This is a genomic window from Paradesulfitobacterium aromaticivorans (genome assembly GCF_054657415.1).
On the sequence record NZ_BAAHYT010000011.1, the window covers coordinates 1,194,719 to 1,217,753 of the forward strand.

At 47.3% G+C, this 23,035-nt stretch carries 22 protein-coding genes; 4 read left to right on the forward strand and 18 right to left on the reverse strand.

Annotated elements, in window-relative coordinates:
* Positions 1–106 precede the first annotated feature (106 nt).
* The 13 genes from rny to ACYQ2N_RS22700 all read right to left on the reverse strand — a co-directional run bounded on the left by rny (position 107) and on the right by ACYQ2N_RS22700 (position 14,469).
* Complete coding sequence (gene rny, locus ACYQ2N_RS22640) at positions 107–1,648, reverse strand: ribonuclease Y (protein ID WP_460001785.1); 1,542 nt, start codon at positions 1,646–1,648, stop codon at positions 107–109.
* A 384-nt stretch (positions 1,649–2,032) separates the two neighbouring features.
* Positions 2,033–2,560 (reverse strand): regulatory protein RecX, encoded by a 528-nt coding sequence (locus ACYQ2N_RS22645; protein ID WP_460001701.1) that lies wholly within the window; start codon positions 2,558–2,560, stop codon positions 2,033–2,035.
* 55 nt (positions 2,561–2,615) lie between these two features.
* Positions 2,616–3,659, reverse strand: coding sequence for a recombinase RecA (recA, locus tag ACYQ2N_RS22650; RefSeq protein ID WP_460001702.1), 1,044 nt, complete (start codon positions 3,657–3,659; stop codon positions 2,616–2,618).
* Positions 3,660–3,758: 99 nt separating this feature from the next.
* Entirely contained in the window at positions 3,759–5,354 is a 1,596-nt protein-coding gene (locus ACYQ2N_RS22655; protein ID WP_460001703.1) for a DEAD/DEAH box helicase, read from the reverse strand.
* Complete coding sequence (locus ACYQ2N_RS22660) at positions 5,351–6,610, reverse strand: competence/damage-inducible protein A (RefSeq protein ID WP_460001704.1); 1,260 nt, start codon at positions 6,608–6,610, stop codon at positions 5,351–5,353. Before ACYQ2N_RS22660 ends, ACYQ2N_RS22655 begins: the two co-directional genes overlap by 4 nt.
* 197 nt (positions 6,611–6,807) lie before the next feature.
* On the reverse strand, positions 6,808–8,223 hold the full coding sequence (locus ACYQ2N_RS22665; RefSeq protein WP_460001786.1) for an AAA family ATPase: 1,416 nt from the start codon (positions 8,221–8,223) through the stop codon (positions 6,808–6,810).
* A 77-nt stretch (positions 8,224–8,300) separates the two neighbouring features.
* Entirely contained in the window at positions 8,301–8,819 is a 519-nt protein-coding gene (locus ACYQ2N_RS22670) for a hypothetical protein (RefSeq protein WP_460001705.1), read from the reverse strand.
* A 224-nt stretch (positions 8,820–9,043) separates the two neighbouring features.
* Positions 9,044–9,601, reverse strand: coding sequence for a CDP-diacylglycerol--glycerol-3-phosphate 3-phosphatidyltransferase (gene pgsA, locus ACYQ2N_RS22675; protein WP_460001706.1), 558 nt, complete (start codon positions 9,599–9,601; stop codon positions 9,044–9,046).
* The gene (rimO, locus tag ACYQ2N_RS22680; RefSeq protein ID WP_460001707.1) at positions 9,598–10,923 is read right to left on the reverse strand and encodes a 30S ribosomal protein S12 methylthiotransferase RimO; all 1,326 of its coding nucleotides are present in this window, start codon (positions 10,921–10,923) and stop codon (positions 9,598–9,600) included. Before rimO ends, pgsA begins: the two co-directional genes overlap by 4 nt.
* Positions 10,924–11,132: 209 nt before the next feature.
* Positions 11,133–11,996 carry a methylenetetrahydrofolate reductase gene (locus ACYQ2N_RS22685; RefSeq protein ID WP_460001708.1) on the reverse strand — a complete coding sequence of 288 codons (864 nt, stop codon included), beginning with the start codon at positions 11,994–11,996 and terminating at the stop codon, positions 11,133–11,135.
* An 18-nt stretch (positions 11,997–12,014) separates the two neighbouring features.
* Positions 12,015–12,275, reverse strand: a complete 261-nt coding sequence (locus tag ACYQ2N_RS22690) for a methylenetetrahydrofolate reductase C-terminal domain-containing protein (RefSeq protein WP_460001709.1) — start codon at positions 12,273–12,275, stop codon at positions 12,015–12,017.
* Positions 12,272–12,787 (reverse strand): tetrahydrofolate dehydrogenase/cyclohydrolase catalytic domain-containing protein, encoded by a 516-nt coding sequence (locus ACYQ2N_RS22695; protein WP_460001710.1) that lies wholly within the window; start codon positions 12,785–12,787, stop codon positions 12,272–12,274. The genes ACYQ2N_RS22690 and ACYQ2N_RS22695 overlap by 4 nt, the downstream gene beginning before the upstream one ends.
* Before the next feature lie 287 nt (positions 12,788–13,074).
* Complete coding sequence (locus ACYQ2N_RS22700; protein ID WP_460001711.1) at positions 13,075–14,469, reverse strand: methyl-accepting chemotaxis protein; 1,395 nt, start codon at positions 14,467–14,469, stop codon at positions 13,075–13,077.
* Positions 14,470–14,726: 257 nt separating this feature from the next.
* Here ACYQ2N_RS22700 and ACYQ2N_RS22705 point away from each other — a divergent pair, with 257 nt between their 5' ends.
* The 3 genes from ACYQ2N_RS22705 (at position 14,727) to ACYQ2N_RS22715 (ending at position 17,690) form a co-directional block, all read left to right on the forward strand.
* Positions 14,727–15,449 carry a zinc dependent phospholipase C family protein gene (locus tag ACYQ2N_RS22705; protein WP_460001712.1) on the forward strand — a complete coding sequence of 241 codons (723 nt, stop codon included), beginning with the start codon at positions 14,727–14,729 and terminating at the stop codon, positions 15,447–15,449.
* Positions 15,450–15,536: 87 nt separating this feature from the next.
* Positions 15,537–17,144 (forward strand): EAL domain-containing protein, encoded by a 1,608-nt coding sequence (locus ACYQ2N_RS22710; RefSeq protein WP_460001713.1) that lies wholly within the window; start codon positions 15,537–15,539, stop codon positions 17,142–17,144.
* A gap of 33 nt (positions 17,145–17,177) precedes the next feature.
* Positions 17,178–17,690, forward strand: coding sequence for a GGDEF domain-containing protein (locus ACYQ2N_RS22715; RefSeq protein WP_460001787.1), 513 nt, complete (start codon positions 17,178–17,180; stop codon positions 17,688–17,690).
* A gap of 2 nt (positions 17,691–17,692) precedes the next feature.
* On the opposite strand, the gene phoU is transcribed toward ACYQ2N_RS22715, so the two are convergent.
* The 5 genes from phoU to pstS form a co-directional block, all read right to left on the reverse strand.
* Positions 17,693–18,346, reverse strand: coding sequence for a phosphate signaling complex protein PhoU (gene phoU, locus ACYQ2N_RS22720; RefSeq protein WP_460001714.1), 654 nt, complete (start codon positions 18,344–18,346; stop codon positions 17,693–17,695).
* Between the two features lie 19 nt (positions 18,347–18,365).
* Positions 18,366–19,118 carry a phosphate ABC transporter ATP-binding protein PstB gene (gene pstB / locus ACYQ2N_RS22725; protein WP_460001715.1) on the reverse strand — a complete coding sequence of 251 codons (753 nt, stop codon included), beginning with the start codon at positions 19,116–19,118 and terminating at the stop codon, positions 18,366–18,368.
* 16 nt (positions 19,119–19,134) lie between these two features.
* Entirely contained in the window at positions 19,135–19,974 is an 840-nt protein-coding gene (gene pstA / locus ACYQ2N_RS22730) for a phosphate ABC transporter permease PstA (RefSeq protein ID WP_460001716.1), read from the reverse strand.
* A complete protein-coding gene (pstC, locus tag ACYQ2N_RS22735) occupies positions 19,971–20,942 on the reverse strand; it encodes a phosphate ABC transporter permease subunit PstC (protein WP_460001717.1) in 972 nt (323 codons plus the stop codon). The genes pstA and pstC overlap by 4 nt, the downstream gene beginning before the upstream one ends.
* 190 nt (positions 20,943–21,132) lie before the next feature.
* Positions 21,133–22,221, reverse strand: coding sequence for a phosphate ABC transporter substrate-binding protein PstS (gene pstS / locus ACYQ2N_RS22740; RefSeq protein ID WP_460001718.1), 1,089 nt, complete (start codon positions 22,219–22,221; stop codon positions 21,133–21,135).
* Positions 22,222–22,429: 208 nt separating this feature from the next.
* Here pstS and ACYQ2N_RS22745 point away from each other — a divergent pair, with 208 nt between their 5' ends.
* Entirely contained in the window at positions 22,430–23,029 is a 600-nt protein-coding gene (locus tag ACYQ2N_RS22745; protein WP_460001788.1) for a hypothetical protein, read from the forward strand.
* The last annotated feature ends 6 nt before the right edge of the window (positions 23,030–23,035 follow it).

Genomic DNA, 23,035 nt, shown 5'->3' on the forward strand with positions numbered 1-23,035 from the left:
TACATAGCCTTAATTAACTAAAAACAGGCGCTCACAAGATCGCCTGTTTCTTTTTCATACCTAATTAGATTTGCTTAAAGCAAATATAAACCGGCTCAGGGAATAACTATTTGGCGTAATCTACCGCCCTGGTTTCACGGATTACCACTACCTTGATTTGCCCCGGATACTCAAGCTCCTCTTCAATGCGCTTACTAATTTCACGCGCCAGGCGCGGTGCCAGAACATCATCAACCTTTTCCGGTTTAACCATGATCCTAATCTCCCGGCCCGCTTGAATAGCGAAACATTTTTCTACCCCATCGAAAGTTTCAGCAATCTCTTCCAACTTCTGCAGCCGTTTAATATAGGACTCAAGGGTTTCGCGCCTTGCTCCAGGTCGGGCCGCAGATACCGCGTCCGCAGCGGCGACGAGCACAGCTACAATCGTTTTGGGCTCGGTGTCGCCATGATGGGCCTCGATTGCATGAATCACATCCCAAGATTCCTTATGCTTCTTGGCTACATCTACGCCAATCTGCACGTGAGTACCCTCAGTATCGTGATCAACCGCTTTTCCTAAATCATGCAAAAGCCCTGCCCGTTTGGCAAGCTGTACATCAACTCCTAACTCGGCAGCCATCAGGCCAGCCAGGAATGACACTTCGATCGAATGTTTGAGCACATTTTGCCCATAGCTGGTACGATACTTAAGGCGGCCGAGCAGCCGCACCAATTCAGGATGCAAGCCATGAACTCCGGTTTCAAAAGTAGCCTGTTCCCCTTCTTCCCGTAATTTCTGCTCTACTTCTTTTTGTGCCTTCTCGACCATTTCTTCAATTCTAGCCGGGTGAATACGTCCGTCAACTATCAGCTTTTCCAAAGCAATCCGAGCCACTTCCCGGCGAATCGGATCAAACCCGGAGAGAATTACAGCCTCAGGCGTATCATCAATAATAAGGTCAATTCCAGTCAGGGTTTCCAAAGTGCGGATATTTCGCCCTTCACGCCCGATAATCCGACCTTTCATCTCATCGCTTGGCAAAGCAACAACTGACACTGTTGTTTCCGCAACATGGTCGGCAGCACAACGTTGGATTGCTAAAGAAATGATATTCTTAGCCCGTTTTTCCGCTTCTTCTTTAGCTTTATTCTCTATGTCTTTAATCATGATCGCAGACTCGTAGCGGACTTCTTCTTCGACACTGCTCAAGAGCAATTGTTTAGCTTCTTCAGAGGTTAAACCGGAAAGGCGCTCCAGTTCAGCATGCTCCTTGGCTAAAACTTTAGCCAAGTTCTCTTTCTGCTGTTCAACTTCACTTTCTTTCTGATGCATAACCTCTTCTTTTCGTTCAAGGGATTCCATCTTTCTATCTAAGGTTTCCTCTTTTTGCATGAGCCTTCGTTCAAGGCGCTGCAGTTCATTGCGCCGCTCCCTGGTTTCCTTCTCTAACTCGTTGCGAAGCTGCATAACTTCTTCTTTTGCAGCCACCACAGCTTCCCGTTTTTTGGCCTCACCGGCAGCCAGCGCACTTTCTACAATGCGTTTTCCTTCTATTTCAGCAGAACCTATGCTTTTTTCAGCAATATTTTTGCGGATAATCCAGCCAACAAAACCACCTATGGCTAACCCCAAAACGGAGAGAATAACCGAAACGATGATAGTCATTGTAGTTCCCACTCAAAAATCACCTCCTATGCCTTTAAATTTTAATTAATTTCTGAAAAGCTTTTTGAATTTCGAACCATTATTTTTTGGCATAAAAAAAACTGGCCTTGACCAGTCTTCTATTAAAGTACACCCCTTAAGCAGCAGGGAATACCCTTCCCTTTGTTTCCTACAAACTCCCGCTCGCTAGTCAAAACCCCCATTTAACCTAACTACGACGAAATCTATAAGAAAACCTTAAAGGTTAACATTAACAGAGACAGGTCTCTGCCAACATTTTAATATTATTCACAAACAAAGTCAAGTTAGTATGCTCAGCGGGCTCAAACTTAATTCAACTACAATCAACTTTTGTCATCTTTAGTCAACTCAAAAATAAAAAATTTAAGTATTTTCTTCCTCATTTTCTGCTCTTAAGTGCTGCAAAGCCTTATGTATCATAACTGGAGGATATCCCTTGCCCTCAAGCCTGCGCCCGATTTTAGCGTACATCAGGTGCTTAACTTCCCAATTCGGGGTTTGTGCCTCATGCTCAAAGATCCCCGTACGCCGGTTCTGTTTCAGCAATTCTTCTTTGATCTTGCCCGCAAGCAGCAGGCAAAACTCAAATTCCTCTTCCTCAGAGTAACACTCAGATAGCACTTTAGCTATTAATTCCGGGTTTACCCCCCGCAAGCGCAGGTCTTCGCGGATCTTACGGCGCGACTTTCTATGGCTGTAGGAGCGACAAAAGCCTAGCGCATATTCGCGATCATTAAGGTAGCCCCATTCCTGAAGGCGCGCCACAGCCTCGGTGATTTCTTCCTTAGCGCATTCCTTCGCCAAAAGGCGCTTTTCAATTTCATAAACAGTAAGAGCCTTGCGACTTAATAAAGATAAGGCAAGGCTTAAAGCATTTTTCTTACTTTTCATGGTCCTATAATCCTTTTATCGTTTTCAGAAACACCCATCCTCTGAGCGTTAGGCCTTACTCCTCATCAAGGTAGTCCTGGCTTGATTCCTCCGTAGCAGCAACTTGAGCGGAATCTATATTGCCGCGGATTTTTCCCTCAATCTCAGTCGCAATTTCAGGGTGCTGACGTAAAAAATCTTTAACATTTTCCCGTCCCTGCCCCAGGCGCTCTCCATTGTAAGAGTACCAGGCACCGGATTTATTTATAATATTAGTTTGTGTACCAATATCAACGATGCTTCCTTCTCGGGAAATCCCTTCCCCGTACATAATATCAAATTCCGCTTGTTTAAATGGAGGGGCTACTTTGTTCTTCACCACTTTAACCCTAGTCTTATTACCGACTACCTCCTGCCCTTGCTTAAGGCTGTCGATGCGGCGCACGTCCAGTCTGATCGTGGCATAGAACTTCAAAGCCCGGCCCCCGGTCGTTGTTTCCGGGCTGCCAAACATTACACCGACTTTTTCCCGAATTTGATTAATAAAAACTACACAAGTATGGCTTTTGCTGATAGCCCCGGTTAGTTTACGCAAAGCTTGGGACATAAGCCGAGCATGCAGCCCAACATGGGAATCCCCCATTTCCCCTTCAATTTCAGCACGGGGAACAAGGGCTGCCACAGAATCCACCACCACTACATCGACAGCACCGCTGCGCACCAAAGCCTCGCAGATTTCCAGAGCTTGCTCCCCAGTATCAGGCTGGGCAACGAGCAAATCATCAATATTAACGCCCAGAGCCCGCGCGTACACAGGATCTAAGGCATGTTCGGCATCAATAAATGCAGCGACTCCTCCCGTTTTTTGGGCCTCGGCGACAATATGGAGCGCTACAGTAGTCTTGCCCGAGGATTCCGGACCATAAATTTCTATAACCCGACCGCGCGGCACTCCCCCAACCCCCAGAGCTATGTCCAAAGCCAAGGCACCTGTGGAAATCACATCAACCGCCATTCTAGCGGAAGCTTCTCCCAGCCTCATAATGGAACCCTTGCCAAACTGTTTCTCTATTTGGCCTAAAGCCTGATCAAGTGCCTTTAACTTATCTCCTCCGGGCATGAGCCTTCCTCCCTTAAATCAAAGGATTCTTCCCCTAAGGGAAACATTTGTTCGATTCCATTATAGACTCATGACGGGAAGCTTGTCAATGCTCAGACATTAGCGGGCTTTGGCCGGCTCGACATTCACCTTGCGCCCTTTAATCATATTTTGGTGCATGCAGCTTAAAACGCGGCCCGCATGCTCTTCAGGCACTTCAACAAAAGTAAACTTGTCATAAATGTTAATCATGCCGATAATATTGCCAGGGATTCCACTTTCGTCCGCAATCCAGCGCACAATGTCCTGGGGCCTAATCTGCTGCAGCCTACCGATATTCATAAACAAGCGTACCATCCCTGGGGAAGCGCCGGTATTCCCAAATGAGATATCATCCCCGTCACTCTGCTCTACGTTCTCTATTCCTTCGACCGCGTATTTGAGAGCGGCCGCAGCCACATCAGTAGAATCATAATCTTCAAGCAGGCTGGCAACAATCGAGCGGTAAGTTGCCAGGCGATTGCTTTGAATTAGTTTTATCAGCTGGTTTTTTAGGTTTTCCGCTTGGCGCTCACTGATGTCCTCAAGGGACGGCAGTTCCTGGCGGCGAATTCTGGCCTTAATTAGCTGTTCGATCAGCCTTAACTGCCGATACTCTCGCGGAGTAATGAGAGTGATTGCTATTCCTTTGCGGCCGGCACGCCCAGTCCGCCCGATGCGATGCACATAGCTTTCCGGATCCTGAGGAATGTCAAAGTTAATAACATGTGTAACATTGTCAATGTCAAGTCCGCGCGCCGCCACATCCGTGGCTACCAGGAGCTCGGTTTTACCGTCCCGGAAGCGCTTCATAACCCGGTCGCGCTGCTGCTGGCTTAAATCCCCGTGCAAGGCGTCAGCCAAATATCCGCGGGCTTCGAGCGCAGCCACCAGCTCATCTACCCCCCGTTTTGTGCGGCAAAAGATAATTCCCTGCCCAATCTCTTCCATATCGATAATTCTGGCTAAAGCATCAACTTTGACTTTATCTCGTGTTTCGAAGAAAACCTGTTCAATCAGAGGTACTGTTAATTCATCCCGGCTCACCGCCACTGACTTCGGGTCTTTCATATAATTTTTGGCGAGTCGCCTGATTTCCGGGGGCATAGTAGCGGAAAAAAGCATGACTTGCCGCTCTTCAGCCGGGACACGTTTGAGGATGTTTTCTATATCCTCAATAAAACCCATATCCAGCATTTCATCCGCTTCGTCCAGCACGGCTATCTTGACATACCCCAAACTCAAGGTACCGCGATTAAGGTGATCAATCAAGCGCCCAGGGGTTCCTACAACCACTTGGCAACCATAGCGGAGTGCGCGGATTTGGCGGTCAATGGACTGGCCCCCGTAAATAGCCAAAGCCTTCACATGCCGATATTTTCCAATACGACCAATTTCTTCAGATACTTGAACCGCCAATTCGCGGGTCGGGGTAACGATAATAGCTTGCACAGCCTGAAAACGGGGATTAACTCTCTCGACAATCGGAATTCCAAAAGCCGCAGTCTTCCCGGTTCCGGTCTGGGCTTGCCCAATTAAATCAATTCCCGCTAAAGCTACAGGAATAGCCTCTTTCTGAATCGGTGAGGGTTCCTCAAAACCCATTTCTGCAATTGCTTGGATAACTTGCTTCCCTAACTGCAAGTCCCCAAACGCGTGTAAACGTTCTACCATCAATCAGTGAAATCTCCTTTCAAATTTAGCAAATATAAGCGCAGCCAATTAAGAGCTGCCTGAACAGTGAGAGCGCGCACAGAGTCCCGCCCTCCGTAAAACTGAAATTTTTTAGCTTCTATTCCCTGCGGTGTTGCTAACCCAATATAAACAAGACCCACAGGTTTGGCATCACTGCCGCCGTCCGGGCCGGCAATCCCTGTTGTGGCTAAGGCTAAATCCGTTCCTAAGCGCGCGCGGGCACCGGCAGCCATTTCCTTGGCAACCTCCGGGCTCACGGCTCCTTTTTCCTCTAAACTTTGCTGTCCCACCCCAAGCATTTGCTCTTTGACAGCATTGTCATAGCTTACAACTCCGCCTAGATAAAAGTCAGAACTCCCGGGTTCCTGGGTCAGGGCCGCGCCCACAAGCCCACCGGTGCAGGATTCCGCAGTTGCCACAGTAAGGCCGCGCTCACGCAGTGTTTTGCCCACAAGCCCGATCATACTTTCCTCATCACGGCCAAAAACCTTATCCCCAAGCCGGGAGCGTATCTCTACTTCAGCCCGGTCAAGGATTTGCCGGGCTTCCTTCGCATCCCCACTGCGCGCAACCAGCCGGACGTGCATCTCCGCCCTTTTAGCCAACAAGGCCATAGTGGGGTTGGGCTTATTCATAAGGTCGGCAATAACTTCCTCGATTGCGGACTCTCCCATGCCGAATATTTTGAGCACGCGCACATTCATGCGCTCAGCATCGGGCCCAACTATTCTCTCCAGTTCCCGCTGTACATGATTCTCAAACATCGGTTGCATTTCAAAAGGCGGTCCCGGCAGAATTACGACAGTCTTGCCATCCTTAGTAATAATGGCTCCCGGCGCAGTTCCGACTGGATTAGGCAAAATCTTGGCCCCTTTGGGAAAATAGGCTTGTTTGCGATTGCTCTCAGGCATGGCAGCCTTACGCAGGGCAAAGAAATCTTCAACGTGTTTAAGGCTAGCTTGATCCAATTCCATCTCCAGCCCCAGAACCTTGGCTACCAGTTCTTTGGTGATGTCATCAACCGTAGGCCCCAGTCCCCCAGTGGTGACCACCAGCTCGGAACGTCCCAAGGCCTGGCGCAAGGAAACCTCGATACGTTCAGCGTTATCCCCGACTGTTATATGGTAATCGACTTCAATGCCCAAACTGGACAGTTTGCCAGTCAAATAATGCGCGCTGGTGTTTAACGTCTGCCCTAACAAAAGCTCTGTACCAGTAGCTATAATTTCAGCCTTCATAAGATTGTATCACTCTCCCATCCTCAATGCAAATTAACTTCTATACTCAGACCGGGCTAACTTAATTATTTCTCATCTGTTCCTCACTTATCCTGCTCTTCCGCTAAAATAAAAAAGGATTGCTTCAGTTTCTTAAAACTAAAGCAATCCAACAATTATCCAACTACTTCGTTGGCAGGCTGTGCAGCCTGCAACCCCTAAGCCACCTTCTGCAAATACTCTCTTAAAGTTTCCCCATTTACCGTCTCTTCTTCTTGCAGAATCTTAGCAACAGCGAGCAGAATCTCTTTTTTCTCGTCAAGCACAGCCTGGGTTTTCCTTTCAAGCTCAGCTAAAATCTCCCTTGTGATTTTTTGCCTTTGCTCATCGCTTAAACGGGAGAGATCGAGAATTCCGAGGGTGGACATGCCCGATGCCAACATGCGCTCAACCATATTTAAGGCATGCTCATAATCCCCTGCATTTCCCGTGCTGCGCGTGCCGAGAATCATATTCTCAGCCACCGCGCCTGCGAGTGCCACCATGATTTGCTGTTCGAGCATTTCCTGGGTGTAAAGGTAGAGGTCATCCTCCGGATAATGACGCACATACCCTAAGGCATTGCCACGGGAGCGAATCGAGATTTGAGCCACGGAATTCGGCTTAACCGTTTCAGCCAGAAGGGCATGCCCTCCTTCATGCACAGCCACCCGCCAGAGTTCTTCCGCCATCGGCCTCCGGTCCAGCTTTTCCCCGAGCATCACCTTTTCTACTGCCTCACGTAAGTGTTTTTGAAAAATAACCTTAGACTCTTCCCGCAGGGCAAAAATAGCGGCCTCATTCGTTAGGCTCTCCAAATGTGCACCGGTAAAGCCGAAAGTTTCGTGCGCGATCTGGTCCAAGTCCACATCTTCAGCCAAGGGTTTGTTTTTAGTATGGATTTTAAGGATAGCCAGGCGTCCTTCCTTATCAGGGAGATCCACTTTCACCTGACGGTCAAAGCGCCCAGGCCGCAGCAAGGCAGCATCGAGAGCTTCGGCCCGGTTGGTGGCACCCACTACTAGAATCTGCGGAGTTTGATCCGTTCCGAGGCCGTCCATCTCTACCAGGAGTTGGTTCAAAGTCTGGTCATATTCATGATGAGAAATGTTACTGCCTCTTTTCCCTCCCAGAATGTCCATTTCATCGATGAAGATAATCGCACTGTGTTTTTTCTCTTTGCGGGCCACTTCACGGGCGCGCTTAAACAAACTGCGCACCCTCTCTGCCCCGACACCTGCGTACATTTGCACAAACTCACTGCCAGATACTGCCATAAAGGTAGAGTTCGTATAACGGGCTGCTGCTTTGGCCAGCAGAGTCTTCCCGGTCCCTGGAGGGCCTAAGAGCAAAATCCCTTTCAACGGCCTGATGCCCAGCTCTTTCATGCGCTCACTGTGGCGCAAGAAATCCAGGCCTTCCTGCAGTTCTTTCTTGGCTGTCCCCTGACCTCCGATGTCGTCAAAGGTGATAGGAGTCGAGGAAATGACAACTCCTTTCCCCGCAGGACGGACGATTCCCCGCTCAATCACCACTATCCAGATGAAATATAACCCGCCTGCAATAAAAAGAAGAGGCACCACATTATAACCCATAACAAAAAGGTAAACGAAAAATCCCGCGACCGTTCCCAGAGCCAAGTCTTTGATCACTTCTCTCCCCTCCTCTCCGATCAGTTTTTAGCGCTGGGCAGAAAATTGCCTTGCCCACGACGCTCGAGTACTGTTACCAACTGCCCATCCTGATCGTTCAACACCAAATAAACATTGTCACTGTCCATTGTAACATCAAGCTTAACTCCAGCTTTCTCCGCCTGGTCTTTCACAGACTGTGCCATTTCCGTGAAATTCCCGCGCACAATTCCCTCCTGCAAGGCAAACTGCATCTGGTTCAAGAGTTGTTCGAGCTTCGGGGTGCGCTTATCCAATAAACGAATGGGGCGCCCTGCAGCAAGATTTACTAAGTCTGTGCCTACCTGGCGCAAATCCGTGATTTGATCAGTCACCACATTCAACACTTGCTGCCCGTTGTCTTGAACTACATCAGCCGAAACCACGCCGGGAATTTGCCGGCTCTGCTCCTGAATCGACTTGTCAACCCAGTTTTTCTTATAGAAGAATTGCCCGCCAAACAATAACGAGAAAACAAGGAGCCCAACGACACTAATCAGCGTCAGCCGCTGTTTGGTCATCGTCTCTCCCCTCCTATTACTCCAACTTGTCCATACTGACATTATAGCAAATCATATATCAATTACTTACATATAATTTTATCTAATAAAACCAGTTTAAGGAAAATGTTAAGAAGTTGTAATAAAGAAAAAGAGTTTGCAAACTTGATGCTAACTCTTTCACATATACTAACATGTTTAGTCTATCGCCAGCGGCAGAGGGAATGTCAATTCATGCGCCAGCGCTACTTACGCAAGAGTTTCCATGACTTGGCCACATAATCGATCCCCGACAGGATCGTAAAAAATAACGCCAAATAGAGTATAGGCTGTCCAATCGGGATCCCGATCAGAGAAAACGGCCAATCCCTAAGTAAAATCGCTGAGATCGCCACAACTTGTGTAACCGTCTTAATTTTACCGAGCTTACTGGCTGCGATCACTTGGCCGTCGGCAGCTGCAATGGCCCTCAGTCCGGTTACGGCAAACTCCCGACCAATGATTACCCATGCTATCCATGCATGCACATCCCCCAGCTCCACCAGGGAAATTAAGGCAGCCGAGACCAGCAGTTTATCTGCCAAAGGGTCCATGAATTTTCCCAATACCGTCACTTGTCCACGCTTACGGGCGATATATCCGTCAAGACCGTCCGTAGTAGAAGCCAGGATGAAAATAAAGGCAGCTACGATGTCCTGATGCGGAAAAATCGTATGTCCTTTGGGAACTTGTAGCAGTAGGAAAACCATAAACACCGGGACTAAAATTATTCTTACCAGTGTTAATCGATTCGGCAGATTCACGAAACAACCTCTCCTATTAAATCATAACTATCAGCTTGGGTAATCCTGACCTGAACAAATTCTCCCGTTTCTAACTTACGAGCAAAGCCTTCGATATATACCTGGCCATCAATCTCCGGGGCATCCCCTTGCGTGCGGCCACTGAAGCGTCCATCCGGGAGTTCCTCTTCCACCAGCACCTTAAGAGTCTGCCCGACCCAACGTCGTTGTCTCTCCAAAGCTATCTCATACTGGAGAGCCATCACCTGTTCGCGTCGGTTTTCCCGAATCTTAGACGGGATTTGGTCTTCCCTGCGACCGGCTGTGGTCCCTTCTTCCTGAGAATACGCGAAAACACCCAATCTATCAAATTGTACTCTTTTCACATAGGAAAGTAAACTTTGAAATTCCTGCTCGCTCTCTCCCGGAAAGCCGGTAATCATCGTCGTCCGTATCACGATCTCAGGCAGTGCCTGCCGTAGTTTATGTATTAATTCTTCAGCCTCTGCGGCAGTTCCACGCCTGTTCATTTCGCGCAAGACCTTATCATCCCCATGCTGCAAAGGCAAATCCACATAACGGCAAACCTTAGGCTCACTTTTCATTGTCTCAATCAGTTCATCTGTGAACATTTCCGGATAGCAATACATTAAGCGAATCCACTCAATTCCCTCGATCTGTGCCAAGCGACGCAGGAGCTGAGGAAGGCGTACTTCCCCATATAAATCCAAGCCGTAGCGGGTCGTGTCCTGAGCAATCAGGAGAATCTCTTTAACCCCCTCGGCAGATAAAGCTTTAACTTCAGAGATAATGGATTCTTCGCGGCGGCTGCGAAAACGCCCGCGTACGTGCGGAATGACACAATACGTGCAGAAATTGTCACACCCTTCTGCAATCTTAACATAGGCATAATACTCAGGTGTTGACCTCCGACGCGGGGTTTTTTCAGTATAGAGATAGTCAGGAGCCTCCGCTCCCAAGAAATACGCACGGTCTTTACCCGCTTTAGCCACAACCTCCACGATTTCCTCAATCTTTCCGGTACCCACAGCCCCGTCAAGTTCGGGGATTTCCTGCAGCAGCTGCTCCCCATAACGTTGGGCCAGGCAGCCAGTAGCCACAAGAATTTTGCCGCTTTCTTTGAGATGAGCAAGTTCTAAGATAGTATTAACAGATTCTTCCTTGGCCTGATCAATAAAAGTGCACGTATTAACAATAATAACATCCGCTTCTTCAGGAGCAAGGACTAAATCATATTCTTGCTCCAAGAGACCGGTCATTACTTCACTGTCAACCTGGTTTTTCGGACAGCCTAGCGTAATTACAGCAAACTTTTTGCTCAACGTGCCACCTCAATTTTATCCTAACTCTAACGCCTAGTATAAACCAAGTTTTTGGCAAGTGTCAAAGATATTAACTAGATATAAACTAAAAATAAGCCCTCTGAAGTGTCAGGGGGACGGTTCTCGTTGATACATCATTAAAAAAACCAACATTTTTTTAATGAAAAATGTTGGTTTTTTTGTGTATACCAGAGGCTGACACCAAGAACTTAGGTTAGAGATTCAAGAAATTGTGCCAGACCGTGACTGTCCCCTAAAGGCATAAAATGCAATCCGTTACTGGTTTCTTTGATGGCATCGACAATTTCCTGGGTAATGCGCCAGCCTTCCAAAACAGGATCTTTTGCTGTCTCCAGCCGGTTAATAAGGATGGGAGGAATAGAAACTCCAGGGACACTGCGATTTACCCAACGAGCCATCCGGGCAGAACGGAGCGGCATTATGCCTGCCAGAACTTTAACCGGAATACCTTTTACAGTCTCCATTAAAAGTCGAAATGCTTCAGGCTCAAAGACTGCCTGAGTTTGAACAAAGGAAATCCCGAATTCCACTTTGCTTTGCAACTTCCAAATCTGAGCTTCGAGCCCGTCAAGCGCAGAGTTCACCACCGCCCCATAGCAGAACTCTGTCATATCTGTCAACGGCCGATCGTTGGCATCGAACCCCTGATTAAGTTTGTGCAATAAGGCTAGGAGCTGCACTGAATCCAAATCGTAAACCGGTTTGCTGGCAGGATGATCGCCAAGCATAGTGTGATCTCCTGTAACCACCAGAACATTGCGGATGCCAAGAATGCCGGCTGCAAGGAGGTCTGCTTGCAGAGCAAGCCTGTTGCGATCCCGGCATGTAACCTGATAGATGGTCTCAAAGCCACGCGCTTGCAATATGTGTGCCAATCCCAGGGGCGCAGCATGCAGACGGGCACCTGGATTGTCGGGAAGATTAAACGCATTAACAAAAGGCTGGAGCTCATCCGCCTGCAGTAACAGATGTTTGAAATCCGTACCGCGGGGTGGAATTAGCTCTGCCGTAATCAGAAATTTTTTCTGAACTAAGTCTTCCGCAAAAGACATGGTACAACCCTTCTTAACTTAACTTAACTCAACTGCACGGGCATAATCCTTAAAGAACTGAGGCCAAGGCTTTGGACCTTCATGCTTGCTTCCTAGGCTATAAATAACGCTCCATACACATGAGGCCAGAATGTTAACTTCGCACGCGCCATTACTGGCACCCCCGCACGGACCACATACCAGACTCTTCGCACACAGCCGGATCGGGCATATTCCGCCCGTTTGCGCAAGCATACAATCCTCACACTGCAGACAAGCAAGGCGCACCGGCCAGGTCATCTGGCATGCCCCCTAGCTCTTGCAATTTGCTCAGCTGCCGCGCTAAAGGTCTTCTCAAGAATGATCAAAACCCTTAAAACCTCCTGTTCATGCGGAGTAAGGTCGTATTCCCAGGGCGGAAGGTAATCCGAGTTATTTAGCTGTACACTTTTGCGCGGATCTATGAGGGCGGAAAGCTGCTCTGAGGTAAAGCCTGAAAAGGGCGGTAAATCAGCGATTAGACCATGTATATCTTCCGCCTTATTAAGGGAGTTAATTAAGGCTACGGCCTCATCCGGACCGGCGTTGTCCGGCAGCAGATACTCCGCAAATCGAACAGGCAGAGATTCACAGGTTTGGCGCAGAAGAGTCCTGGGAAAACCGGAACTGTAACCTTCTACGTAGACAGCGGCTAAGGAAACCTGAGCTCGGAGGCACCCGAACAAAAACTCCAAATCCTCGGTAAGAGCCTCTAAACTTCTCCTAATAAATAAGTGAAAATCAATTTGTTCTTGGAATAAGGCAACCACCACTGGAGACCCCTCCTTCTTAATCCATTGGATTTTCAAATTATAAATAATTGTAGCCGCTTGCTCACTTGAAGACAAGAATTCTACCTTGAATTACCCGAAATCCAGATCTAAGAGCACATTTCCCCATGCTATTGGTATACCGTATACCATTTCAATGACATTTTTCCACGTTTGGCACCTGGTGGCGAGTATTCAACCAACCAATCAATTGAATTTTTCATACATTCAACATAACGTAGGTACCATTTCTCGCCCCTCTCACTGAACCACAGGTTCAATAACTGATTCTAATCTAACTGCACAAAATCGGCCTTTTGCCCTATAACTACATCGTCAGGCTCAAAATCCGTTAACTTAAAGCGAGTTCCGACCGCTCTTAGCATTTCCATCGAATCCTGAAGGCGCTTAAGATTATCTTCCAAGAACATAATCTTATCAGCCTGAGTCTCGTTAAGCTTAAGTATTTGTCCAAGCTGCTCAGTACTGGAACGGGCAAACTGCAAAGCCTGATGAGCATCGGCCACAGCTTCTTCCCCACCGGCAGCCATTTCTTGACTGGCGGCAGACACGGACTGTAGTTCGTCTGACAACTGACTTAATGTCTTTAGGATACTGGCAAAGGATTGCCCTGCTTGGCCGACAATTGCTGTCCCCTGGTCCACTTCCTTGAGGCCGTTCTTCATCATATTGACACTGGCTTGGATAACCGCGGTAATTTCCTCAATTAATTTGCTAATTTCGTGCGTAGCCTGAGTAGTTTGAAGTGCCAAGCTTTTTACTTCCTGAGCCACCACGGCAAACCCCTTCCCTTGTTCTCCGGCCCTGGCTGCTTCAATAGCTGCATTGAGGGCAAGGAGATTAGTCTGAGAGGAAATTCCCTGAATTGTTTGCACGATTGTGCTAATGCTTGCGGATTTTAACTCCAGTTCAGATAATGACAGTGCTGTTTCATGCACTCTTTGCGAAATTCGCTCCATTTGATTCTTAGCGACTACAACTGAACATTCCCCTGCCCGGGCTTGATCAAGCATGGACGTGGAAAACTCGGCAACTCCGGTTGTTTTGTCAGCCACGTGTTGCACCAACTGCTCCATTTCTTGCAAGACGTCGTCAGCAGCCTGCAGGGAAGTAAGCCCTTGTTCTGTTGCAACGACAACTTGTCTCGAAAAGTCTGTAATCCCCTCGTTTGCTTGGTGCAAAGCAGTAAAAGAATCATTAAACTCGACCAGCGTTTCCTTGATCGCTCTAATTTCAAGCCAGATCTGATACACAATGGCGCGTAAACTCTCTTCCATTTCGTGAACTGACTTTGCCAGTTGCCCGATCTCATCTGTCCCCAGAGCCGGGATGTCTACAGACAAGTCCCCCGTAGCTACGATTTCAACCTTGCTTTTTAAGAGTCTAAGAGGGCGTAAGTTATAGCGCAAGACCAGATAGAAAAATAACCCTGAAAAAAGAATCGTTAGCAAGCTTGAAAATACCATGGAATACTGCAAATAACGAAGTTTTTCCCGGAAAAGGGTACTCAACCAGTTTTTTTGAGCTTGATAAAGCCAGTAAAAGTTAAGCACGAACACCAAAATATTAGTTATGGACAGGGTTAGTGTCAAAAAACCATACTTCTGTTTTTGGCTAAGCTTCTGCCCTAAACGGGGTAAACGTATGGATGCTGGGAACCTCAATCCATTCATCTCCTTCACCTTTCTTAACAATGCGGATATATTTCAACATTTAGTTCAAACTTCCCTGTGTCTTTTGTTAAGTAAAGGTTAAGTAAGGTTTATGTTTATGTTAATTTTACCAAAGCATTCCCTTTATTTACGATTACTTAAATTTTTCCTTAGTATTTCTTGTTTTTAACAGTTTCTTTACACAAAAACAACAGTAATTTAATATTTATCCCTTAAAATAGGAACTAAAAAAGGGTTGGAGGTGCTCTATGAACCACGAGGTGCTGGAACAGACACTTGGAAAAGTGACAAAGATTATTCTTACCCCCATCGGGCCATTACAGTACTTGTTGAACTCTCCCGGTGTAACCCATGTCCGGTGTTTAGAACAGTCCTTAAAGGTTCTACGGGCTGATGGAAAAGAGAACATTGCCGACTTGTTTTTCGCTTACCGTCCCTGGATAAGTAAAGGACTTTTTTGGGCTGACCGGGGGTGGAAGAATGTTTGTCATTACTATCAAAATCCGGACAAACCCGGCGTTTTACGCTGGCCCGGAGCTGCTGCCGAATGCCAGTATTATTTTAATAAAGCCTTGCACGCCCTGGAGAAAGACGTAACCAAGGGCATGTTTTATTTTGGAGCAGCATTGCACTTAGTGCAGGACATGTGCGTGCCCCATCATGCTGTGGGTTCTGTCTTTGACGGCCATCAGGAATTTGAGAAGTGGGTAGAGAACAATTGGCATCAATTTTCCTGTACTCCCAGCGGAAAGTATTTGCCCTTTACTCATCCGAGCCAATGGATAGATTATAACGCCAACACCTCCGCGTCATATTATTCACAGGTCTCCCTTTTCCACAAATGCAGTGAGAGTTCGTATGAACAAGCTGCCCGCGACCTGCTCCCTCTCACGATACAAACCAGTGCGGGTTTTTTGGTTTTCTTCAAACAAATTTTAGAATCGGATAATTTTGGATATCTAAACTTCTAGACTTCTGAACTTATAAATTTATAACTTATGAGCTTCTAAACTTTCTACTTCTTTTATTGAGGAATCTGATAAAAAGAGGTCCTTGAGATGTTTTCAAGATCAAGCAGTAATCAAAAAAAACTTCATAACTACATAAGCGAGAGACATCCTGTCTGGGTGTTATACTTAGACTTAGTCCAGTTTCATGAAGTAGAGTTTCGCTATGGCAATGAAACTTGTCGCCGCATCCTGGACACATTAGAACAAGAACTCGAAGTTACGCTTAAAGAACACCGCAATTATTTTCTGTTTACCATGCTTGAGAGCAGGGGCGGGGATGACTTTGTCGTATACTTAGTCCCGTATGCCAAAACCCCCTGGCACATAACCGAACTTACGGAAAGATGGGTTCAACCGCTCGAGCTCCGTCTTAACAGCAAAATACGAAGTTTGGTAAAAGAGAAAATATCCATGCGCGCAGGGGTAACAGAGTGTATCAAAGAAAACGGCGGCAGCGCCGATTATTTGGTCTATGCGGCTGTTAAGGAAGCTTTTCTCTTAAATAAATCTGATCCGGATCCAAACTATTTCGCCCGCCGCCAAGAAATAGCCCGTTTGCTTAAGGAACCGGACGGCTGCCTGATGGCAGCCTTTCAACCCATTCTCAGAGTGCGCACCGGGGAAGTTCTTGGCTTTGAGGCTTTGTCCAGAATCAGCGGCACAACTTCCTTTAGCAACATCGCGGAACTGTTTCCGTTCGCGGAAAAGATTGGACAGCTCTACCCAATCGAAACTCTGTGCCGACGCAAGGCCATCTCATCTTCTTCTCATATCCTACATCCTCAAGAATTACTTTTTCTTAATATTAATCCCCAAGTCTTAACGGATCCGGACTTTGCCTCCGGGCAAACCCGCATGCTTCTGGAAGAACAAAAGTTAAATCCTTCAGATGTTGTTTTAGAAATTACAGAACGCAGTGCGATCGAGGACTTTAATGTTTTCCGCGAAGCGTTGGCACACTATCGCAATCAAGGGTATTTGATCGCCCTGGATGATGTTGGTGCGGGGTATTCATCCTTACAATCCATTGCCGAACTTCATCCGGACTTTCTCAAAGTGGATCGCTCATTGATCACAAACGTAAATCAAGACCCAACTAAATGGGCCTTGCTCGAGACTTTTGTAACTTTCTCCAAGCGTATCGGCTGCCAGGTCATTGCCGAAGGCGTGGAAACAGAAGAAGAGATGCGTACCGTGGTACAGTTAGGGGTTGATTATATTCAGGGTTATTATATCGCCAGACCGGATTTTGACAGGGATCAAATCAATCCCGCTGCCTTAGAGCTTTTGAAATTCCAACGCCGGATCAAAAGCAATGAAGAAAATGCGATTCTGTCGATCGTAGAGCCCCTGCCCCTGTTCAACCCTAACACTCTTGTATCAACCGTGCAGACTTATTTTGAGAATCAGCTCAGTCAATGGCTGATTGGGGTAGTCGACAATGACAGACTGGTTGGAGTCGTACAGCGCGCCCGACTTTATGCCGCCCTCGGCACGCGCTACGGGGTACCGCTCTATTCCAATCGTACAATTTCCCTTATTATGGATAAAAACCCTCTCATCGTTGAAGACAGCACCCCCATTGAGGTTGTCTCTACCTTGGCTATGGAACGACCGGATGCTCAGCTCTACGAAGGAATTGTGGTAGTCAACTAGCAAAAACCGGTGGGGATGGTGTCCGTGGCCTCAATGATGAAGGCTATTGCTGAGCGCCAAATACAAATAGCCCGAGGAGCTAATCCGTTAACCGGACTCCCGGGCAATATCCAAATTGGCCTCGAAATCAAACGCCGTTTAGATGAGAAACCGGCATTTGGCATTATTTATGCAGACCTCAATAACTTTAAGCACTATAATGACCTCTACGGCTTTGAACAAGGGGACAGTGCAATCAAAATGCTCGCCGAGATTTTACGTCAGGAAGCGCTGAAGCAAGACGAAGATTCATTTGTTGGTCACATCGGCGGAGATGACTTTATTATTATTTTAGGCAAAGAGCACGTAGAAAACTGCTGTATTGAGATTCTGGACAGCTTCCGCCAGGAAAGACAAAACCTCCTGGGAGTGGGAAACCTTACTGTAGCCCTAGCAGGCCTACTCATAGAGGAAGAATCCTTTACACCCATAACCCTGGCCGAAAAAGCAGCCCAAGTTAAACATGAGGTAAAGCAAATCGGAGGAAATTCTTTTCTTATCCGTTAACTCTACTTATTCAAATCCTGCCTGTCAGCCGTTGCAATGTAGAGAACATTCTCCCCGATGTTGGTGGCGTGATCGGCGATCCGTTCAATATACCTGCCCACAAATGACAAGTACATCCCTTGATTAAGGGTTTCCGGTCTTGCTGTCATTATTTCAAACAAATCTCGCACTACCCTTTTATACAAATGATCGACTTGGTCATCTTCAGCAGCAAGCCCATGAGCCAGCTCCAGGTCACCGTTAACATAAGATTCCAGACCCTGTCTAATCATCAGCACTGTTAAATCGACCATGCGGGGAATGTCGATCAAAGGCTTCATCAGAGGACCGTCTATTCTCCGTACCACTTTGGCAATATCGACCGACAAATCCGCCATACGTTCAAGATCTGTCGAAATCTTCATCGCAGAGATAACTTTACGCAAATCCTTGGCCACCGGCTGCTGGGTGGCAATTAAACGTACGCATACATCGTCAACCTGGCGTTCGTAATCATTAACTTTTTTGTCATATGCGATCCAATTCTCTGCTTGGGTACGGTCGAGCGTTTTAAGGCACTCCATCGCTCCCAGTAAAATATTCTCAACTTCTTGCCCCATGTTCTTAAGTATTTCCATCAATTCCTGTAAGCCTTCATCTAATGAATGCCTTACCATCTGCCAGACCCTCCTTAACTTATCCGAAACGTCCCGTAATGTAATCCTCAGTCCGTTTATCCTTGGGATTGGTGAAGATTTCCGAAGTCGGCCCGTGTTCCACCAGTTCCCCGCTCAGGAAAAAGGCTGTTGAATCAGCAATACGGGCAGCTTGTTGCATATTGTGTGTGACTATAACAATAGTGTATTGATTTTTCAATTCTAATATAAGTTCTTCAATCCGTAAAGTAGCGATCGGGTCCAGGGCCGAAGCAGGCTCGTCCATCAGCAGAACAGAAGGCTCTACTGCCAAGGCCCGGGCAATGCACAATCGTTGCTGCTGCCCTCCGGATAAACTCATGCCGGAATAATTAAGGCGATCATACACTTCATCCCATAGCGCTGCCATGCGCAAGCTCTTCTCCGCGATCGAGCGCAGCTTTTCCCTGGAGTGTACTCCATTTAGCCGTAACCCGGCAACCACGTTTTCATAAATGCTCATGGAAGGAAAGGGATTAGGCTTTTGGAAGACCATCCCTACCGTTTTTCTTAATTCCACGGGATCTTCTTCATAAATATTCTCCCCATCTAAGAGAATCTCTCCACTTACTTTTGAACCTGGCAAGGTCTCATGCATACGATTAATACACCGTACAAAAGTGGATTTACCACAGCCTGACGGACCAATAATCGCAGTGACCTGATTCGGCGGAATCTCCATATTAATCCCTTTTAAGGTTTTATTAGAGCCATACCATGCGTCTAAATTACGAACACTTAAGCTTTGCCCCATTGTCCTACCTCCTCTTCTAGCGTTGCGGGCGCGAGCGGAATGCCAGACGTGCGATGATGTTTAGCATAAATACTAGGAATATTAATACCAAAGACCCGGCCCAGGCTTGGCGATGCCAATCTTTATAGGGCGAAATCGCATAATGATAGATTTGCAAAGGCAAAGCAGCCATCGGCTCGTTAAGAGAGCTGGCCCAATAATTGTTTCCTAGGGCTGTAAATAACAAAGGCGCCGTCTCCCCTGAGACCCGGGCAACCCCCAGCATGGCTCCTGTGACAATTCCTTTGGCAGCAGTAGGCAAGACTACGCTTAGAATTGTGCGCCATTTCGGGATGCCTAGAGCAAAAGCCGCTTCCCGGATCGTATGGGGAACAAGCTTAAGCATCTCTTCCGTGGACCGAATAACAAGTGGAATCATGATAATTGCCAGGGAAATCCCACCAGCAAGCGCAGAAAAATGCTTCATTCTGAGCACAAGCGTAGTATAGACCACGATCCCAATAATGATCGAAGGTATTCCAGTGAGGACATCGGTCGTAAAGCGCACTGCTGTGCTTAACCAGCTCGTGCGGTCATACTCTGTTAGATAGATCGCACTCAAAATCCCAACCGGAATCCCGATTAGACTACCAATTCCAACCATTAAAAGGGTGCCCACAATCGCGTTGGCCATTCCTCCGCCAGAAGCTCCCAACGGTTTCGGCATGTTCAGGAAAAAGTCCAGATTCACAGCAGTAATACCATTCTTAATTACATAACCAAGTACGCCAAAGAGAGGAATAAGCGCCAAGAGAGTTGCTAAGGTAAAAAGTCCGATCATCCAGTAATTGCGGTACTTGCGCATACGATAACTCATACCAAGTGACCCCCCTTCGGCCCGCGAGCCACCGACCACACCAAAAGCCGGGCCAAGGCATTAAGGATTAAGGTTATAACAAAAAGAATAAGGCCTATCTCCACTAACGCACTCAAATATAAATCATAAGTCGCTTCCGTAAACTCGTTTGCGATAACACTGGCCATAGAATAGGCAGGTGCAAACAAAGATGCACTCACATCCGGACGGTTCCCGATCACCATGGTCACAGCCATCGTTTCTCCTAAAGCCCGTCCTAATCCAAGCATCACTCCGCCTAAGATACCAGATTTAGCGTAACCAAGTACAGAAACCTTGATCATTTCCCATTTCGTGGCCCCTAAGGCCAAAGCCGCCTCGCGCTGAGTATCCGGTACGGCAGCCATTACCTCCCTCGAAATCGCCGCAATCGTCGGCAAGATCATAATCGCCAGAATAAGTCCTCCGGCTAACATCCCAAGTCCTAGCGGAGGACCCTGAAAAAGCGGTAGAAAGCCGAACCATTTCCCTAACCATGGTTCAACATGATCTCTAAGTATGGGTGCGAGGACAAAAATTCCCCAAAAACCATAAATGACACTCGGAATTGCCGCTAAGAGTTCGACCAGAAACGATACCACGACCCTGACCCGTGAGGGAGCAACTTCATTAAGAAAGATCGCTACACCCAACCCGATTGGTCCGGCAATGAGCAAAGCCAGTACAGAAGTAACCATTGTACCGTAGATAAACGGCAAGGCTCCGAACTCTTCCTTCACTGGGTCCCACACCTGGCTGGTGACAAAGTTGAATCCGAATTTTTCGATACTCGGCCGCGCTGACTGAAACATTTGCCACCCGATCAAGACCATTAAGACCACAACACTTATAGCCATCACCAAAGTTAAAACTCTAAAGACCCGGTCTCCGAAAATGATATTTACGGTACTTCGCGCAGTAAGTGCGCTTTTACGAGTGTTTTTTCTCATGTAAGCGTTTTTCACCCTTCCCCTTCACACCCGGTGGTATCCTTTCTCTGAGTATCCTTTAGCTTCTATATCACCAAAACACGGCAAAGAGCCCAGCATTGGCTGGGCTTCTTGCCGAGCTTCGTTTCCATAATACTTGAATCGTGTCATGGCGGCAACCCTTTGGCAAGCAATTTTATCCTTGTATAACTTATTTCAGTAATGCTTCACCCTGATAGGTGATTGTTTTGAGTGTACCCTCAATCCGGGTGACAAGGTTCGCAGGAAGTTTCGCATAGTCAAGCCCTTCAGACAGGTTTTGCCCGTCGTGAATCATCCAGTTGATTAAGCGAACTACAGCTTCCCCTTTAACTTTATCTGTTTGGTTTTGATAGACCAAAAGCCAGGTAAAGGTTGATATAGAATAGCTTTCATCTCCCGGAGCGTTTACAATAGAGACACGGTAATCATCCGGAATCTTGGCTTCAGCCGCGGCAGCAGAAGCGCCTTTTAAAGAAGGGCCAACCCATTTCCCAGCCTTGTTCTTCAAGAGCGCAACCGGAATATTGTTTTGCTTGGCGTAAGCCAGCTCGACATAGCCGATAGAACCTTGAGTCTGTTGGATCACTCCGGCAACCCCGGCATTTCCTTTGCCGCCAATACCCGCAGGCCAGCTCACAGATGTACCTTTGCCAACATTGGTTTTCCATTCAGGGCTGACTTCACTTAAATAGTCCACGAAGTTATAGGTGGTTCCGCTTCCGTCCGAACGATGGGCGACATTGATATCGAGGTCAGGAAGGCTAACTCCCGCGTTGTCAGCGACAAGGCGCGGATCATTCCATTTCTTAATTTTGCCGAGGAAGATATCAGCCAGCACATCCGGCGCAATTTTCAGGTCTTTGGGATTGCCGGGCAAGCTGTAAGCGACCGCTGTTGCGCCTAAGGTAGCAGGAATGTGCAAGAGCTTACCACCTTTGGCCTTCTGCAACTGGTCATCGGTCATGGGGCCGTCACTGCCGCCAAAATCCACCGTTTGTTCCGATATTTGTTTAATCCCAGCCCCACTGCCCACGGCCTGATAGTTAACCGTAACTTGGGTATCTTGCTTATACTTGTCAAACATAGCAGAATAGAGAGGATAAGGGAAAGTTGCTCCGGCACCTAAGAGTGTCACTGCCTGCCCACCTACTGCGGAGCCGCCTTGACCGCTAGGGGCTTGCCCGCCGCAACCGGCTAGAGAGATGGCCAGCACACCGGCTAATATTACTGTAAAAATCTTGCCTTTCTTTCCAAACACTTACGTTTTTCCTCCTTGTTTGTAATATCGCTTTGTCCTGAAACAAATTTAACACACTTAAGTTAAGGCCATATTATCGTTGTGTAAAGTTTGTGTTAAATGGCAAGATTTAATGTAATAACTGGATTATAATTCTTGACGAAGGGATTCACTTGGAAATCAAACGCTGCATGATAAAGTTAGAAGGGGTGTGCTTGAATTGTTCCCAATGGAAGTTTTTGAACCTGTAGATACTTGTGGCTGTGGTGACGTGGGCTACCTCACCATACGTTCCCTTCCGATCGATCTTGCTCAGGGAGTCGGCAAGATCCACCGGGTTCCCGTATATCACTGCAAAGACGAGTCTTGCCGGGAATACACGATCCCCTCTGCAGTCGCAAGACGTTTGGACGAACTGGCCGAAGACATGGAATCATCCGGAGTGCACGAACTCGAGTTTACCTGGAAGAAAGGGAGCTCCCCAAGCGAGCAAACTCCTGCCGACCAAAAGGCCCTCTTGCAAGCGTTTACCCTTCAGTTCGTAAGCCAGGAATATGAAGATGCGCGGGTCGTCCTGGTTGTGCCCGGAGAATGTGTCTTTTTCCAAAGCAACATCGACCCGACTGAACACTATCTTCTGCGCTATGAGCCAGAAGAAAAAACGAAAGAAATCTGGTTTTCTTTCTCTAAGTTCTATTGGGAGGAACCACTTTTAGAGTATGAAGCTTTTCTCGCTTGGTCGGAAGACGGTTTTGTGAAAGAGCTAGGGCGCATCACGAAAGATGAGATAGCAGAGTTAATCGAAGATGAATTTGGGTGTTTGTGTTAAATTCGT

Excerpts from the sequence above, each read along its gene's own strand:
- rny (WP_460001785.1), bottom strand. The coding sequence starts at position 1,648 with ATGACTATCATCGTTTCGGTTATTCTCTCCGTTTTGGGGTTAGCCATA.
- ACYQ2N_RS22645 (WP_460001701.1), bottom strand. The coding sequence starts at position 2,560 with ATGAAAAGTAAGAAAAATGCTTTAAGCCTTGCCTTATCTTTATTAAGT.
- recA (WP_460001702.1), bottom strand. The coding sequence starts at position 3,659 with ATGCCCGGAGGAGATAAGTTAAAGGCACTTGATCAGGCTTTAGGCCAA.
- ACYQ2N_RS22660 (WP_460001704.1), bottom strand. The coding sequence starts at position 6,610 with ATGAAGGCTGAAATTATAGCTACTGGTACAGAGCTTTTGTTAGGGCAG.
- ACYQ2N_RS22665 (WP_460001786.1), bottom strand. The coding sequence starts at position 8,223 with ATGGGTTATAATGTGGTGCCTCTTCTTTTTATTGCAGGCGGGTTATAT.
- ACYQ2N_RS22670 (WP_460001705.1), bottom strand. The coding sequence starts at position 8,819 with ATGACCAAACAGCGGCTGACGCTGATTAGTGTCGTTGGGCTCCTTGTT.
- ACYQ2N_RS22685 (WP_460001708.1), bottom strand. The coding sequence starts at position 11,996 with ATGTCTTTTGCGGAAGACTTAGTTCAGAAAAAATTTCTGATTACGGCA.
- ACYQ2N_RS22690 (WP_460001709.1), bottom strand. The coding sequence starts at position 12,275 with ATGACCTGGCCGGTGCGCCTTGCTTGTCTGCAGTGTGAGGATTGTATG.
- ACYQ2N_RS22705 (WP_460001712.1), top strand. The coding sequence starts at position 14,727 with ATGAACCACGAGGTGCTGGAACAGACACTTGGAAAAGTGACAAAGATT.
- ACYQ2N_RS22710 (WP_460001713.1), top strand. The coding sequence starts at position 15,537 with ATGTTTTCAAGATCAAGCAGTAATCAAAAAAAACTTCATAACTACATA.
- ACYQ2N_RS22715 (WP_460001787.1), top strand. The coding sequence starts at position 17,178 with ATGATGAAGGCTATTGCTGAGCGCCAAATACAAATAGCCCGAGGAGCT.
- phoU (WP_460001714.1), bottom strand. The coding sequence starts at position 18,346 with ATGGTAAGGCATTCATTAGATGAAGGCTTACAGGAATTGATGGAAATA.
- pstB (WP_460001715.1), bottom strand. The coding sequence starts at position 19,118 with ATGGGGCAAAGCTTAAGTGTTCGTAATTTAGACGCATGGTATGGCTCT.
- pstA (WP_460001716.1), bottom strand. The coding sequence starts at position 19,974 with ATGAGTTATCGTATGCGCAAGTACCGCAATTACTGGATGATCGGACTT.
- pstC (WP_460001717.1), bottom strand. The coding sequence starts at position 20,942 with ATGAGAAAAAACACTCGTAAAAGCGCACTTACTGCGCGAAGTACCGTA.
- ACYQ2N_RS22745 (WP_460001788.1), top strand. The coding sequence starts at position 22,430 with ATGGAAGTTTTTGAACCTGTAGATACTTGTGGCTGTGGTGACGTGGGC.